The following is a 15,935-nucleotide window of genomic DNA, read 5'->3' on the forward strand; positions in this document are numbered from 1 at the left end:
AGATCCACCCATGAGCATCAAGCGCTACGGTACCGGCAGCACCGCGGGCGGCGGTCAGCCACGACCCTTTGCCCGCGCCGTCGAGGCCGATGGCTGGCTGCACGTGTCCGGACAGGTGCCTGCGGTAAACGGCGAGATCATCGCCGGTGGGATCGTCGAGCAGACTCATCAGACCATGAAGAACGTGATCGCCATCCTCGAAGAGGCCGGTTACGAACTCAAGGATGTGGTGCGCTGTGGTGTGTGGCTGGATGACCCACGGGACTTCTGGAGTTTCAACAAGGTGTTCGGCGAATACTTCAGCCCCGAACATGCGCCGGCTCGGGCCTGTGTGCAGGCGAGCATGATGGTGGATTGCAAGGTCGAGATCGATTGCGTGGCCTACAAGAAAAAGTGAGGCCATCGCGGGCAAGCCTTGCTCCCACAAGATCAAGCTGTGCCTGTGGGAGCAAGGCTTGCCCGCGATAGCGATCTACCAGACGCCACCGCTGTCTGGTTACACTCGCGGCCAACTGAATGGGAACCCAAGACATGACCGAAGACACCATCAAACGCCGGGCCCGGGGATTGGATCGGGCGTTCGATATCCTCGATTTCCTCAAGGAGATCGGCCAGCCGCTACGCCCGAACGACATAGCCAGCGGCATCGGCAGCCCCAAGTCCACGGTCTACGAGCTGGTGGCGTCGCTGCTGGAGCGGCGCATCCTCGAGCCGGTGGGCAAGGATGGCCACGTCTACCTGGGCCGCCAGTTGTATTTTCTCGGGCAGGCGCACTTGCGGCATTTCGATTTGAGCCGCGAGGCCGATCATGCCTTGCAGGAGATCGTCAGCCAGACCCGGGAAACCGCGCAGATGTGCCTGCTCAACGGACGCAAGTACACGGTGGCGCTGATGAAGGAGGGCGAGCGGCATTTCCGCATTTCATCGGACATCGGTGAAAACGCGCCCATTCCCTGGACCGCCTCCGGCCGCCTGCTGCTGGCGCATCTGAGCGACCAGCAGATCGTCGACCTGATCGACCCCGACGACTTCATCCTGCCGGACGGCGAGCGTCTGCCGGTGGAGCAGTTTCTCAAGGAGATCCGCCAGGCCGGCCTCGACGGATTCTTCTCCTTCGACAGCGTCGCCGACACCTTCACCCACTGCTTCGCCGCACCGGTCAAAGACCCCGATGGCGTGGCCATTGCGACCCTGTGCATCGTCGCCCCCCGGGCCGACGCCAAGAACAATTACGCCGACTACCGCCGGGTGCTGATCGACAGCGCCAACAACCTGGCCCGGCGCATCAATGAATAGACAATAGCGGTCACCCACGACCGCGAGAGGAGTTCGACCATGTCTTCTGCCATTCAGGACGCAGCCGTAGAGAAGGGCGCCGCCACCGTCGGTGCCTACCTGTTGCGCGACGTCAACCTGCCGGCGCTGGTGCTGCATCGCGACGCGTTGGAACACAACATTCGCTGGATGCAACAGTTCGTCAGCAACAGCGGTGCCGAGCTGGCGCCCCATGGCAAGACCAGCATGACCCCGGCGCTGTTCCGCCGGCAGCTCGATGCGGGCGCCTGGGGCCTGACTCTGGCCACTGCCGTGCAAACCCGTGCCGCGTACGCCCACGGTGTGCGGCGGGTGCTGATGGCCAACCAGTTGGTGGGCAAGCCGAACATGGCGCTGATCGCCGATCTGCTGGCCGACCCGACGTTCGACTTCCACTGCATGGTCGATCATCCGGACAACGTTGCCGACCTGGGCGAGTACTTCGCATCCCGCGGTGCGCGGCTGAATGTGATGATCGAGTACGGCGTAGTCGGTGGTCGCTGCGGTTGCCGGAGCGAGGCCGAAGTGTTGGCCCTGGCGGAGGCGATCCGGGCGCAACCGGCGCTGGCCCTGACCGGTATCGAAGGCTACGAAGGGGTGATCCATGGTGACCACGCCGTCAGCGGCATCCGTGCATTCGCGGCGTCCCTGGTGGGGTTGGCGGTGCAGTTGCAGGACAGCGGCGCGTTTGCCCTCGATAAACCGATCATCACGGCCTCGGGGTCGGCCTGGTATGACTTGATCGCCGAATCCTTCGAGGCCCGCAACGCCCACGGGCGTTTCCTCAGCGTACTGCGTCCCGGCAGTTACGTGGCCCACGACCATGGCATCTACAAGGAGGCCCAGTGCTGCGTACTGGAACGGCGCAGCGACCTGCACGAAGGTCTGCAGCCGGCACTGGAGGTCTGGGCTCATGTGCAATCACTGCCGGAGCCGGGCTTCGCGGTCATTGCCCTGGGCAAGCGCGACGTGGCCTACGACGCAGGGCTGCCGGTGCCGCTCAAGCGCTACAAGCCCGGATCTGACGTGATAGCCGGCGACGATGTGAGTGGCTGCAAAGTGACGGCGGTGATGGACCAGCATGCGTTCATGACGGTGGCGCCGGGGGTTGAATTGCGGATCGGCGACATCATTGCGTTCGGCACTTCCCATCCGTGCCTGACCTTCGACAAGTGGCGGGTGGGATGCCTGGTGGATGAGCAGTTGCGGGTGGTCGAAAGCATGGAGACTTGTTTCTAGGCTTGAGACCGAGTCGCGGCCATCGCGAGCAGGCTCGCTCCCACAGGGGGAATGCGTTTCAAATGTGGGAGCGAGCCTGCTCGCGATGGCGGTCTGCCAGACACCACCGAATCATCAGGATTATCCATGAGCAACCCGAAACCCCGCATCGCCCTGATCGGCGAGTGCATGATCGAACTGCAACAACGCGCCGACGGTAGCCTGCAGCAGAGCTTCGGCGGCGACACCCTGAACACGGCGGTGTACCTGTCTCGCGCCTTGGGCGACAGGGCTGCGGTGGATTACGTCACGGCCCTGGGCGATGACAGTTTCAGTGATGCCATGTGCCAGAGCTGGGCCGAGGAGAACATCGGTCTGGAACGGGTCCAGCGCTTGCCCGGCCGCTTGCCCGGATTGTATTGCATCCAGACCGATGCGGCCGGTGAGCGCCGGTTCTTGTACTGGCGTAACGAAGCGGCGGTGCGCGATTGCTTCACCACGCCGGCCGCCACGCCGATCCTGGCGGCGTTGCCGGATTACGATGTGCTGTATTTCAGTGGCATCACCCTGGCGGTGCTGGGTGAGCAGGGGCGCGGCAAGCTTATCGAAACCCTGATCGAGGCGCGTCGACGAGGCGCCCAGGTGGTGTTCGACAATAACTATCGGCCAAGACTCTGGGCCTCGGTCGATGCCGCCCGCGCAGCCTATCGCAGTGTATTGCCTTATGTGGAACTGGCCCTGCTGACCGTGGACGACGAGCAGGCGTTGTTCGGTCATGCCGACAGCGAAGCGGTGTTCGCCGCCTACGAACAGCTTGGCACCCCGGAAGTGGTGCTCAAGCGCGGTGCCGAGGCTTGTCTGATCCGGTGCGATGGCCAGTCGTATGAAGTGCCGGGCCAGCGGGTTGAACGGGTGGTGGACACCACGGCGGCGGGGGATTCGTTTAGCGCCGCGTACCTGGCGCGCCGTTTGATGGGCGGGAATCCGGTGGAGGCCGCCGAGGCCGGGCATCTGTTGGCGAGTCGGGTGATCCAGGTGCCGGGGGCGTTGATTCCCCGGTCATGAACCCGAAACAAGCTCTTATGTGGGAGCGAGCCTGCTCGCGATGGCAGTGTGTCAGTCGCCATCAATATGAACTGATCCACCGCTTCGCGAGCAGGCTCGCTCCCACATGTGATCTGCGTTGGGCTCGACATCAATCCCGATAAAACACCTGCACCAGGTGATACCCGAATTTGCTCTTGATCGGCCCATGCACCACCCGCAGGGGCTTCTTGAAGATCACCGCATCGATCACGCCGACCATCTGCCCCGGCCGCACTTCACCCAGGTCGCCGCCGCGTTTGCCGGAGGGGCAGGTGGAGTATTTCTTTGCCAGCACATCGAACGCTTCGCCCTTGGCAATGCGTTGCTTGAGCTGTTCGGCTTCTTCGGCGGTTTTCACCAGGATATGGCGAGCTTGGGCTTTCATCGCAGCGGTGACCTGAACAAAAGGGGGCGATTATGCCTCAACTCAGGACACATGGTTGATCATCGTCCGAATCTTGCTCGCCAGCAGGTCGAGGGTGAAAGGCTTGGCGACCATGTCCATGCCCTGTTCCAGGAAGCCCTGGCGTTCGGCGGCTTTCTGCGCATAACCGGTCATGAACAGCACCTTCAGATCGGGCCGATGTTGGCGGGCGATTTCCGCCAGTTGCCGGCCATTCATGCCGGGCAGGCCGACGTCGGTGACCAGCAGGTCGATGCGCTGGTCTGACTCCAGCAGCGGGAGGGCGGTCTTGGCGTCTTCGGCTTCAAGGGCGGTGTACCCCAGCGTCTGCAACAGATCGAGCACCAGCATCCGCACCGCCGGCTCGTCTTCCACCAGCAAGACGGTTTCTCCTTCGATCGCGGCCGGAGCCTCTACGGTCGCGGCCTGTGTCGGTTGTTCGACGGGGGCCACCCGCAGCCGCGGCAGGTACAACTGCACCCGTGTGCCCTGGCCCGGTACGCTGTCCAGGTGCAGCAGTCCACCCGACTGTTGGGCAAACCCGTAGATCATCGACAAGCCCAGGCCGGTGCCCTGGCCGATGGGCTTGGTGGTGAAGAACGGGTCGAAGGCCTTTGCCAGCACGGACGGGGTCATGCCGCTGCCATTGTCGCTGACGGCAATCATCACGTAATCCCCGGCCTTGACCGGTTCCAGGGTGCTGATATCGCTGCCGTCGAGGTAGATATTGGCGGTCTCGACGGTCAGTTCGCCGCCGTCGGGCATGGCGTCCCGCGCGTTGATCACCAGGTTGAGCAGGGCGTTTTCCAGTTGGCTGGCATCGGTGCTGACGGGCCACAGCTCGTCGGCCAGTTGCAGTCGCAGCGCGATGTGATCACCGGTGGTGCGACTCAGCAGGTCTTCCAGGGACAGGACCAGGCTGTTGGCGTCCAACGGTTTGCGGTCCAGGGACTGGCGCCGGGAAAAGGCCAACAGTCGATGAGTCAGGGCCGCGGCGCGATTGGCCGATGACACCGCCGCTTCGGTAAAGCGTCCGATCTCGTCGACGCGGCCGTTGGCGATGTAGCGCTGCATCAGGTCCAGGCTGCCGAGAATGCCGGTGAGCATGTTGTTGAAGTCATGGGCGATGCCTCCGGTGAGCTGGCCCACGGCTTCCATCTTCTGGGCATGGCGCAGCGCTTCCTCGGCGCGCTCGCGTTCGAACATCTCGTTTTGCAAGCGGTGGTTGGCTTCGGCCAGTTGCTGGGTTCGGGCGATCACCCGTTCTTCCAGGGTTTCGTTGAGGTTGCGCAGGGCTTCCTCGGTTTTCTTGCGCTCGGTTTCGTCGATCACAAAGATATAAAAACCGTTCACGGCGCCGTCCGCGCCATGGCGGGGCAGGTAATTGGTCAGCGCATGCCGCGGCCGGCCATCGCGGTGGTCCGACTGGACGGCGAAGCTGCACGGTTTGCCAGCCAGGGCCGCGGCAATCTGTTCGGCGCGAGCTGCATAGCCTTCCTCGCCGATCACTTCGCGAATGGTCTTGCCATAGAGTTCCTGCGGGGTCAGGCCGAACCAGTCCAGATAGGCGCTGTTGTTCAGACGGAAACGTTCTTCTCGGTCCACGTAGCTGATGAGGATCGGCATGGCGTTGATGATCAATTGCAGCTCGGTCTGGCTCTGGCGCAGGGCCTGTTCGGTGCGCTTGCGCTCGGTCAGGTCCAGGGCCGCGCCCAGAAAGCGCTTGGGCCGACCGTGGCGATCCTTGTAGCAGCGACCGCGCACGAACACCCAGCGCAGTTCGCCGTCGGCCTGCAGCAGGCGGTACTCCTCGGCATATTCGGTGCCGTGGGTGATGCAATGCTTGATGCTGCGAGCGACCATCGCCCGGTCCTCGGGGTGCACCCCTTCGAGGTAGGCGCTGATGGGCAACTGCCGGGACAGCTTCGGATCGACACCGTGCAACAGGGCGAAATGTGCATCGGCGATGAAGCGGTCTTCGCTGATGTCCCAGTCCCAGGTGCCCAGCGTATCGGCGGCCGCCAGGGCCAGTTGCAGGCGCTCCTCGCTTTCATGCTGGGCCTTGAGGCTGGCCTCGGAACGACGTTCGAACTCCAGGGCCAGGCGCCGCCGCTCGCTGGTCTCGATGGCCGTGACCAGGATGCCGGCCACGGCGCCACTTTCGTCACGCACGGGGCTGTAGGTCAAATCCAGCCAGAGATCGCAGAGGCGGCCGGCGAAAGGCAGGCGCCACTGCTGGTCGCGGCTGGTGTGGGTGCGGCCTTGAAACACGTTGTGATAAATCGCTGCATTCGTGCTTTTGAGTTCAGGCCACGCCAGGTGGGTCGGCTGGCCGAACGCCTGGGGATGTTTGTCGCCGGCCAGTCGGGAGAAGGCGTCGTTGTAGAAATGGATCAGTTGCGGCCCCCACAGCAAGGCCATCGGCATCGGCGAGTGCAGCACGATGTCCACGGCGGTGCGCAGGCTCTGGGGCCAGGTTTCGGCAGGGCCCAGCTGGCTGGAGCTCCAGTCCAGTCGCTCGATCAGGCGCTGTGTGCCGCTGCTGGCGGGTGTTGCGTTCATCACGGAATCCCTGGGTGTCGTGTCACGTCGACTATCCTCTGAAGGAGGTAAGCGCGGGTTGGTCTGCAGAGGTACGTGTTCGGGTCAGCTTGTTTCATTGAAGTCTCGCGGAAGTTTCAGTCCATGGAAATCGATCCCTTGTTACGCATCCTGGCCAGCCAGGAAGGCTCCGATCTTTACCTGTCCACCGGGGCACCGCCCTGTGCAAAATTCGAGGGTGTGCTCAAGCCCCTGGGCAACCAGGCGTTCAAGGTCGGTGATATCGCCGGGCTCGCCGAGTCTCTGATGGACGCCGAACAGCGCCTTGAGTTCGATCGGGAATTGGAAATGAACCTGGCCATTTCCCTGTCCGGTGTCGGGCGATTCCGGGTCAATATCTTCAAGCAGCGCAACGACGTGTCCATGGTGATTCGTAACGTCAAGCTGGACATTCCGCGCTTCGAGGACCTGAAGCTGCCCAAGGTGCTGCTGGACACCATCATGCATAAGCAGGGATTGATGCTGTTCGTCGGCGCGACGGGGTCAGGCAAGTCCACCTCCCTGGCGGCGTTGATCGATTATCGCAATCGCAACAGCAGCGGCCACATCATCACCATCGAGGACCCGGTGGAGTATATCCACCGGCACAAGAAGTCGATCATCAACCAGCGCGAGGTCGGTGTCGACACCCGCAGTTTCCATGCCGCCCTCAAGAACACCTTGCGCCAGGCACCGGATGTGGTGCTGATCGGCGAGATTCGCGACCGTGAAACCATGGAACACGCCCTGGCCTTTGCCGACACCGGGCATCTAGTGATTTCCACCTTGCATGCCCACAACGCCAATCAGGCCTTGGACCGGGTGATCAACTTCTTCCCGGAAGAACGCCGGCCGCAGTTGTTGAGCGACCTGGGCAACAACCTCCTGGCATTCGTTTCCCAGCGCCTGGTGCGCACTCGTACCGGCCAGCGCCGGGCCGCGGTGGAGGTCATGCTCGGCTCGCCCACGGTGGCCGACCTGATCCGGCGCAACGAGCTGGGCGAACTCAAGGGCATCATGGAAAAGTCGGAAGAACTGGGCATGCAGACCTTTGACCAGGCCCTGTTCAGCCTCGTGGTCGAAGGGGTGCTCGATGAGGAAGAAGCGCTGAAGAACGCCGATTCGGCGAACAACCTGCGCTTGCGGTTGAAACTGCATGCCGAATCGGGCGCCGCGCCTGCGGCCGATCCGGCGGCGGGGGAGTGGGGGTTGATGGATTGATGGGGTTTTGCACATTCCCTGTGGCGAGGGGATTTATCCCCGCTGGGCTGCGCAGCAGCCCCAATGCAATCAACACAATCTATCTGATGTACCGAGGTGTCTGGATTTAGGGCTGCTTCGCAGCCCAGCGGGGCGGTGCGACGTTTCGCTAAATCCCCTCGCCACAGAAAGCGGTTTTGTGTAGTGCCTAGGTGGCCAGCTCCGGCCGATCCCGAAACTGCTCCAGCGCCTCCGGGTTGGCCAGGGCGTCGGTATTTTTCACCGCTTCGCCGTGCACCACATTGCGTACCGCCAGCTCCACCACCTTGCCACTGATGGTCCGCGGAATGTCGCTGACCGCCAGGATCTTCGCCGGTACATGACGCGGCGTGGTGTTGGCCCGGATGACCTGGCGAATCCGCTGCTCCAGGGTGTCATCGAGGACTACGCCCTCTTGCAGGCGCACGAACAGCACCACCCGCACATCACCCTGCCATTGCTGGCCGATGGCGACACTGTCCAGCACCTGTTCGACCTTTTCCACCTGCCGATAGATTTCCGCCGTGCCGATGCGCACGCCACCGGGGTTGAGCACCGCGTCAGAGCGGCCATGGATCAGGAAACCGCCATGGGGCAGCTCCTCGGCGTAATCGCCTTGGGCCCACACGCCGGGAAACTGGCTGAAGTAGGAGGCGCGCAGTTTTTCCTGCTGGGGGTCGTTCCACAGACCAATGGGCATCGCCGGGAAATGCCGAGTGCACACCAGTTCACCTTTCTCGCCGATGACGGCCTGCCCGGCCTCGTTCCAGACCTCTACCGCCATGCCCAGGCTCTTGCCCTGCATTTCGCCGCGCCGCACTGCCGACAGCGGGTTGCCGTTGACGAAGCAGGACACGATGTCGGTGCCACCGGACATCGAGGCGAGGCAGACGTCGGGCTTGAAGTCGCGGTAGACGTAGTCGTAGCTGTGGGGCGCCAGCGCCGAGCCGGTGGACAGCAAGGTCCTGAGGCTGCCCAGGTCGTGGGTCTGCCGAGGCTTCAAACCCTGGCTCTCCAGGGCGGCCAGGAACTTGGGGCTGGTGCCGAACACGCTGATGCGCTGTTGGTCGATCAGGTCCAGCAAGCGCTCGGGGCCGGGGTGGAACGGTGAACCGTCGTAGAGCACCACCGCGCTGCCGACGGCGAGGGCGGACACCAGCCAGTTCCACATCATCCAGCCGCAAGTGGTGTAGTAGAACAGCCGATCCTCGGGGCCGAGGTCGACGTGCAGGCCATGTTCCTTGACGTGTTGCAGCAGTACGCCGCCGGTGCCATGGACGATGCACTTCGGTACGCCGGTGGTGCCGCTGGAGTACAGGATGTACAGCGGATGATCGAACGGCACGGCGACGAATTGCGGCTCGCCACCGGCTTGGTAGAACCCGTCCCACAGTGCGACGCTGGCCGGGGTCGTGAAGTCTTCGGCGCTGGCATCCGGCTGGGCATAGGGCAGCACGATCAGCTGCTGCAGCGACGGCAGCCGTTCGAGGATCTCGTTGACCTTGGGCCGTTGGTCGATGACCTTGCCGGCGTAGCGGTAACCGGCGCAGGTGATGAGCACCTTGGGTTCGATCTGGCCGAAGCGGTCGATCACTCCCTGGGTGCCGAAATCCGGCGACGAACAGGACCAGATCGCCCCCAGGCTGGTGGTGGCGAGCATGCCCACCAGGGTTTGCCAGGTGTTGGGCATGCACGCGGCGACGCGGTCGCCTTGGGTCACACCGGCCGCTTGCAGGCTTTTCTGCAGGCCGGCGACGTGGGCGGCGAGTTCGGCCCAGGTCAGGTGTTCCTGGCCGCCATTTTCGTCGATGGCCACCACTGCCGTTGCTGTATCGCGACGGCGCAGCAAATGCTCGGCAAAGTTCAGCGTCGCCCCGGGGAACCAGCGGGCGCTGGGCATTTGCGCACCTTCCACCAGTACCTCGCTGGGCGCCTGGTGAAAGCGAATCTCGAAGAAATCGACGATGGCCTGCCAGAAGGCTTCGCGCTGGTCGATGCTCCAGGCGTGAAGGGCGGGATAGCCACTGAGTTGCAGGTGATGCCGTTCGTTGACGAACCGGCGAAAGGCGCTCATGCGCGACCGCGCGATGCGTTCAGGGCTGGGTTGCCAGAGGGTGTCGGACATGGCGTATCTCTTATTCTTTATGTACACGCAAACTATAGAGCGAGCCGGAGCTTCCGGGATCAACTTCCTGTGGGAGCAAGGCTTGCCCGCGATGAGGTCGATACGGTTCACCTTGGAATCGAGATACCTTCATCGCGGGCAAGCCTTGCTCCCACAGGGTTCACACAGGTTACTGGGCCAACCACCCACCATCGATATTCCATGCCGCGCCACGCACCTGGCTACCGGCTTCGCTGCAGAGGAACAGCACCAGTTCCCCCAGTTGCGGCGGGGTGACGAACTCCAGGGACGGCTGTTTCTCGGCCAGCAGGTCATGCTGGGCCTGTTGCGGGTCGACGCCGCTGGCGATGCGGTCGTCGATCTGCTTCTGCACCAGCGGGGTCAGCACCCAGCCGGGGCAGATGGCGTTGCAGGTGACGTTGCTGGTGGCGGTTTCCAGGCCGACCACTTTGGTCAGGCCGATCACCCCGTGCTTGGCCGCGACATAGGCGGCCTTGCCCACCGAGCCGACCTGGCCGTGTACCGAGGCGATATTGACGATCCGCCCCCAGCCCTTGCTGCGCATGCCTGGCAGGCTCAGGCGGGTGGCATGGAACACCGAGGACAGGTTGATGGCGATGATCGAGTCCCAGCGCTCCACCGGGAAATCCTCGACAGCGGCCACATGCTGGATGCCGGCGTTGTTCACCAGAATGTCGACGCCGCCGAACTCGCGCTCGGCGTAAGCGAGCATATCGGCGATCTGGGCCGGATCACTGACATCGGCCGGGTGATGGCCCACCTTGCCACCGAACTGCTGCACTTCGGCGATCACCGCCGATGCATCGCCAAAGCCGTTGAGGATCAAGTCGGCGCCGGCCTTGGCCAGGCTCAGGGCAATGCCCAGGCCGATGCCGCTGGTAGAACCGGTGACCAGGGCGGTTTTGCCGGAAAGAGTTGTCGTCATAAGAACCTCATACAATGCCAGTGGCGTAAAACACACCGATCACCACGAAAACCGCGAGGGTCTTGATCAGCGTAATGCAGAAAATGTCTTTGTAGGCTTCACGGTGAGTGAGCCCGGTGACCGCCAACAGGGTGATCACCGCGCCGTTGTGAGGCAGGGTGTCCATGCCGCCGCTGGCCATGGCCGCTACCCGGTGCAGCACTTCCAGGGGAATATTGGCGGCGTGGGCGGCGTTGATGAAGGTTTCGGACATCGCCGCCAGGGCGATGCTCATGCCGCCCGACGCGGAACCGGTGATGCCCGCCAGCAGCGTCACGGTCACGGCTTCGTTGACCAGTGGATTGGGGATGCTCTTGAGCCAGTCGGCCAACACCAGGAAGCCCGGCAGCGAGGCGATGACCGCGCCGAAGCCGTATTCCGAGGCGGTATTCATCGCCGCGAGCAGCGCACCGCCCACCGCACTTTTACTGCCTTCGGCCAGCTTGCTGCGAATGGCCCGGAAGCCGAACAGCAGGACCATGATGATGCCCACCAGCAGCGCGGCCTGCACTGCCCAGATCGCGGTGAGCTTGGCGACGTCGCTGGTCACCGGTGCCGCCATGCCCGGCAGCGCCAGGCTGTGGGTCTTGCCGTACCACTGGGGGATCCACTGGGTGAACAGCAGGTTCATGATGCCGACCGCCAGCAGTGGCGAAACGGCGATCCACGGGTTGGGCAGCTTGATGTCTTCGGCCGTTTCCGGCTCGTTGCGCAGTTCGGTGCCGTAGCCTTCGCCCACGCGCTGGGCCTTGTTGCGTTGGCGTTGCAGGAACAGCATGCCGATGCTGAACACGAACAGCGTGCCGATCACACCCAGCCACGGCGCGGCCCAGGCGGTGGTGTTGAAGAAGGTGCTGGGGATGATGTTCTGGATCTGCGGCGTGCCGGGCAGGGCGTCCATGGTGAAAGAGAACGCGCCGAGAGCGATGGTGGCCGGGATCAGGCGCTTGGGAATATTGCTCTGGCGGAACATCTCGGCGGCGAACGGGTACACCGCGAACACCACGACGAACAGCGACACGCCGCCATAGGTCAGCAGGGCGCAGACCAGCACGATCACCAGCATCGCCTGGCGCGTGCCCAGCAGGCGAATCGCCGCGGCCACGATGGAGCGGGAGAAGCCCGACAACTCGATCAGCTTGCCGAACACCGCGCCGAGCAGGAACACCGGGAAATACAGTTTGATGAACCCGACCATTTTCTCCATGAACACCCCGGTGAAGGCAGGGGCGACGGCGGAGGGGTCGGTGAGCAGGACGGCGCCGAGGGCGGCGATGGGGGCAAAGAGGATGACGCTGTAGCCACGGTAGGCGGCAACCATCAGCAGCGCGAGGGCTGCCAAGGCAATGATCACACTCATGGTGTGTCTCCTGGATTGTTATTTTTGTGGTGAAGCGGTGGGAGGAGCTTTAGCGAGTTTTGTGCCAGGTTGGTAACTTGTTGAAATATATAAGGTTTGTTGTTTGGCTTGAGGAGATAGGGGGAGTGCTGTCTCTTTTTGGAGATTTTTTGATTCGGATGGCCTCATCGCGAGCAGGCTCGCTCCCACAGGGGAATGCAATCATCCTGTGGGAGCGAGCCTGCTCGCGATGAGCGCAAAGCGCTCCAAGATGTATGTCTACAAAAAGAGAATTAATTTCTCTTTATTGAGACTCGGCAATCCCCAACGCCACCATCTTCTTGTACAACGTCGAGCGCCCCAGCCCGAGCCGCTCAGCCGCCTCGATCACCTTGCCGCCGCATTGCGCGAGGGTGGTTTCGATCAATTGCCGGTCGAATCGCGCCCGGGCCTGGCTGAAGGTTTCCTGGGGCAGCAGTTCCAGGCTTGGGCTGGCCGGGCGGGTCACTGGCGTGAACGTGCCGATGGCCGCGCGGATGTCGACGGCGGTGAGTTGCAGGTTATCGCTGAGCAACGCGGCCCGCTCCAGCACGTTGCGCAACTCGCGGATGTTGCCCGGCCAGGCGTGCTGCCCCAGCAGGTCGAGGGCGTCGGGGTTCAGTTCGTGCTGGCTGCGCAGGTCTTCGAGGATTGCTTCGCTCAGGGCCGGCAGGTCATCCAGGCGCTCGCGCAGGGGTGGAACCTGGATCGGCAGCACATTGAGGCGGTAATACAGGTCGGCGCGGAACTCGCCGCGCTTGATCGCCGCTTCCAGGTCCGTTGACGTGGCAGCGATCACGCGGACATCGCTTTGCAGCACCTCGTTGGAGCCCACCGGTTCATATTCCTTTTCCTGCAGCACGCGCAGCAGTTTGCTTTGCAGTGGCAAGGGCATGTCGCCGATCTCATCGAGGAACAACGTGCCGCCCTGAGCGATCTGCAGCTTGCCGGCGCGGCCCTTGCGGTCAGCCCCGGTGAACGCTCCGGGGGCCGTGCCGAAGAACTCGGCTTCCAGCAGCGATTCCGGAATCGCCGCGCTGTTGATGCTGACGAATGCCTTGTGCGCCCGTGGCGAGGCGCTGTGGATCGCTTGGGCCAGCAGCTCCTTGCCGGTGCCGGTTTCGCCGAGCAGCAACACCGGGGAATCGGTGCTGGCGCTACGCCGGGCGCGGCGCTTGACCTCCAGGCCGGCGCTGCTGGTGCCGATGAAATGGGCGAAGTTGTACTTGGTTTGCCGCGCCCGCAGCAGCGAACGGGTCGAGGCCAGTTCTTCCTGCATGCTCTGGTAGCGCTTGAGCATCGGCGACAGGCTATGCAGTTCACCGAACAAGGCAAAACCGATGGCGCCGATAACCGCGCCGGCGCTGTCATGGATCGGCAGGCGCATGACCACCAGCGGCTCCTTGGGCATCTCCTGCATGTCCAGCAGGATCGGCCGCCCGGTCCGCACCACTTCCCGGAGCAAGCTGCCGGGGATCACGCTCTCGCAGGCACGACCGATGGCCTCCTGCGCCGAGTTCAGGCCGAAGCGCCGGGCGTAGCGCTCGTTCATCCAGACGATGTTGGCGTCACGGTCGACAATCACCGTGCCTTCGCTGGACTGTTCGATGATCTCGAACAAGGAGCGAATCGCCAGGGTGCGTACGCGCTGGTAGTCCTTGAGGTTTTCGGTGGGGCGCATCGGGCATTCCCAGAAAGAGGTGAGGGTGTGGCGGCCTCTGATGAGTCTGTTGCCAGCGGCATTATGCCGTAGATCCACTGATCAAGACGCGGCTGACGTGTTGCGCCTCGGTCGAGCGTCCTGAAGTCGTGGTTTCAATGAGGCGAAAATTATACAGTTGCTTTTGTTTTGTACATTTTTGGATGCCCCCCATGAACCCATTCAATCCTCGCAAACTCACGCTTTCGAAATGGACTGCCTGTGCACCGGTCAATCGAGAGAAGCATTTCCTGGTCATCAAGCTGCTCTGCGACGAGGTCGGCGTACCTCTGCAAGTCGAGTTGCAAGCGGTGCTCAGCGGGCGCACGGAACTGCTGGACTGGCGCGAGTTGCGAGATGACAAGCGGTGGCGCATTGGCTGGAAATGAAAAAAACGGGCGGCCGGTGGTACGCCGCTGGTCATATAAAACTTGTACATAAATAAAAATCTGTACAATTATTTTTGAGATCATGGCTTAATGGCATCTCTCCAGCGAAAGGCCCCCTGAGTCTTCAGGCGGCTCGATCCACGCATCCAACGTTCCGGAGTGGGGCCCATGTTCATTCGTACACGCAAGCATCAGCAGGCCTTGCATGAAGTCCAGGCCAGGGAGGCTTATCTTGAGGCGCAGCGCGATGCCTTGCATGCCTCCATGGCCGTGCTTGAGCTCGCGGCGACAGGTGAAGTGCTGAGCGCCAGTCCCCTGTTCCTACGAATGGTTGGATACTCGCTCGACGAGATTCTGGGCAAGCATCACCAGACATTTTGCGCCCCGGCGTACGCCCACAGTCCACAGTACGCGACGTTGTGGCGGCGCTTGCTGCAGGGTGAAAGTGTCAGCGACCGGTTTTTGCTGCTGGCCCGCGACGGACAAGGGGCCTGGGTGGAAGCGGACCATGTTCCGGTGCGCCAGGCGGGCGCGGGCGTACAGCGCATCCTTTGCGTTGTTCGCGATGTGACCGATGAGGTGCTTCGTTCCCAGGCCGAGTCCAGCTTCACGCAGGCGATTGACCGTTCGATGGCGGTCATCGAATTTGACCTGAAAGGGCACGTAGTAAATGCCAACGCGAACTTCCTGAGGGTGATGGGCTATGGCCTGGAAGAAGTGCGCGGCCAGCATCACCGTATCTTCTGCACGCCCGGCGAAGCGCAGAGCGAAGCCTATCGCGGCTTCTGGGCCGGACTGAACCGGGGCGAGTACAGGGCAGGATTGTTCCAGCGGGTCGACAAGCGCGGCGCGACCGTCTGGCTGCAGGCCACCTACAACCCGCTCTATGATGCCCAGGGCCATGTATATGGGGTGGTCAAGTTCGCCACCGATTGCACCGCTGAGATCGAACAACGCCAGAGCGAATCGAAGGCGGCGCAGTTGGCCTTCGAGACGTCCCAGCAGACCGATGAGCATACCCGGCTTGGCACCGCCGTCGTGCAAAAGACCGTGACCGTCGTGCAAAGCATCGCTGATGAACTCCAGGCTGTGGCGACGGGCATAGAGGCCCTGAGCGCACAGTCCGAGGAAATCGGCAGTATCGTCGATGCCATCCGGGGCATCGCTGAGCAGACCAACCTGCTGGCCCTTAATGCGGCCATCGAAGCTGCTCGCGCTGGAGAGCAGGGGCGCGGCTTCGCGGTCGTGGCCGATGAGGTGCGCAACTTGGCCCGACGTACGAGCCAGGCCACCGTCGCCATCACCGAGGTGGTCGGCAAGAACCGCGAACTCGCCAGGCAAGCGGTCACCAGCATGCAGTCGAGCACCCTCAAGGCTGAACAGGGGGTCACACTGGTGAATGAAGCAGGGGCGGTGATCCAGGATATCCACCGGGGCGCGCAACAGGTTGTGACGGTAATGGGCAATTTCGCCAACACCCTGGACCAGCGACGGGGCGCCTGATTCGCTGGAGAAGACT

At 62.9% G+C, this 15,935-nt stretch carries 13 protein-coding genes; 7 read left to right on the plus strand and 6 right to left on the minus strand.

Annotated features, from left to right (window positions below; translation table 11 throughout):
* Positions 1 to 10 precede the first annotated feature (10 nt).
* The 4 genes from PCOSP_RS11220 to PCOSP_RS11235 all read left to right on the plus strand — a co-directional run bounded on the left by PCOSP_RS11220 (position 11) and on the right by PCOSP_RS11235 (position 3,597).
* Positions 11 to 397, plus strand: coding sequence for a RidA family protein (locus PCOSP_RS11220; RefSeq protein ID WP_024781238.1), 387 nt, complete (start codon positions 11 to 13; stop codon positions 395 to 397).
* Positions 398 to 531: 134 nt separating this feature from the next.
* Positions 532 to 1,296 (plus strand): IclR family transcriptional regulator, encoded by a 765-nt coding sequence (locus tag PCOSP_RS11225; protein ID WP_139641972.1) that lies wholly within the window; start codon positions 532 to 534, stop codon positions 1,294 to 1,296.
* 39 nt (positions 1,297 to 1,335) lie between these two features.
* Complete coding sequence (locus PCOSP_RS11230; RefSeq protein WP_464711175.1) at positions 1,336 to 2,553, plus strand: amino acid deaminase; 1,218 nt, start codon at positions 1,336 to 1,338, stop codon at positions 2,551 to 2,553.
* A 126-nt stretch (positions 2,554 to 2,679) separates the two neighbouring features.
* On the plus strand, positions 2,680 to 3,597 hold the full coding sequence (locus PCOSP_RS11235) for a sugar kinase (RefSeq protein ID WP_464711177.1): 918 nt from the start codon (positions 2,680 to 2,682) through the stop codon (positions 3,595 to 3,597).
* A gap of 130 nt (positions 3,598 to 3,727) precedes the next feature.
* Here PCOSP_RS11235 and PCOSP_RS11240 read toward each other — a convergent pair whose 3' ends face one another.
* Together PCOSP_RS11240 and PCOSP_RS11245 are read right to left on the minus strand one after the other, a co-directional pair.
* Entirely contained in the window at positions 3,728 to 4,003 is a 276-nt protein-coding gene (locus PCOSP_RS11240) for a peptidylprolyl isomerase (protein WP_003182808.1), read from the minus strand.
* Positions 4,004 to 4,045: 42 nt separating this feature from the next.
* The gene (locus PCOSP_RS11245; RefSeq protein WP_464711179.1) at positions 4,046 to 6,583 is read right to left on the minus strand and encodes a PAS domain-containing protein; all 2,538 of its coding nucleotides are present in this window, start codon (positions 6,581 to 6,583) and stop codon (positions 4,046 to 4,048) included.
* A 123-nt stretch (positions 6,584 to 6,706) separates the two neighbouring features.
* Here PCOSP_RS11245 and PCOSP_RS11250 point away from each other — a divergent pair, with 123 nt between their 5' ends.
* On the plus strand, positions 6,707 to 7,822 hold the full coding sequence (locus PCOSP_RS11250; protein ID WP_464711181.1) for a PilT/PilU family type 4a pilus ATPase: 1,116 nt from the start codon (positions 6,707 to 6,709) through the stop codon (positions 7,820 to 7,822).
* A gap of 187 nt (positions 7,823 to 8,009) precedes the next feature.
* Here PCOSP_RS11250 and PCOSP_RS11255 read toward each other — a convergent pair whose 3' ends face one another.
* From PCOSP_RS11255 to PCOSP_RS11270, 4 genes are all read right to left on the minus strand, one after another.
* Complete coding sequence (locus tag PCOSP_RS11255; protein ID WP_464711183.1) at positions 8,010 to 9,965, minus strand: acetoacetate--CoA ligase; 1,956 nt, start codon at positions 9,963 to 9,965, stop codon at positions 8,010 to 8,012.
* Positions 9,966 to 10,134: 169 nt separating this feature from the next.
* Entirely contained in the window at positions 10,135 to 10,911 is a 777-nt protein-coding gene (locus PCOSP_RS11260) for a 3-hydroxybutyrate dehydrogenase (protein ID WP_464711185.1), read from the minus strand.
* A 7-nt stretch (positions 10,912 to 10,918) separates the two neighbouring features.
* Positions 10,919 to 12,310: a GntP family permease gene (locus PCOSP_RS11265; protein WP_139641985.1), complete on the minus strand. Its 1,392-nt coding sequence runs from the start codon at positions 12,308 to 12,310 to the stop codon at positions 10,919 to 10,921.
* Positions 12,311 to 12,593: 283 nt separating this feature from the next.
* Entirely contained in the window at positions 12,594 to 14,009 is a 1,416-nt protein-coding gene (locus tag PCOSP_RS11270; protein WP_139641987.1) for a sigma-54 interaction domain-containing protein, read from the minus strand.
* Positions 14,010 to 14,200: 191 nt separating this feature from the next.
* Between PCOSP_RS11270 and PCOSP_RS11275 the strand changes: the two genes are divergently transcribed.
* Both PCOSP_RS11275 and PCOSP_RS11280 read left to right on the plus strand, forming a co-directional pair.
* Positions 14,201 to 14,416, plus strand: coding sequence for a TIGR02450 family Trp-rich protein (locus PCOSP_RS11275; RefSeq protein ID WP_139641990.1), 216 nt, complete (start codon positions 14,201 to 14,203; stop codon positions 14,414 to 14,416).
* Positions 14,417 to 14,584: 168 nt separating this feature from the next.
* The gene (locus PCOSP_RS11280) at positions 14,585 to 15,919 is read left to right on the plus strand and encodes a methyl-accepting chemotaxis protein (protein WP_464711187.1); all 1,335 of its coding nucleotides are present in this window, start codon (positions 14,585 to 14,587) and stop codon (positions 15,917 to 15,919) included.
* Positions 15,920 to 15,935 lie beyond the last annotated feature (16 nt).

The sequence above is a fragment of the Pseudomonas sp. MAFF 730105 genome (assembly GCF_055380705.1).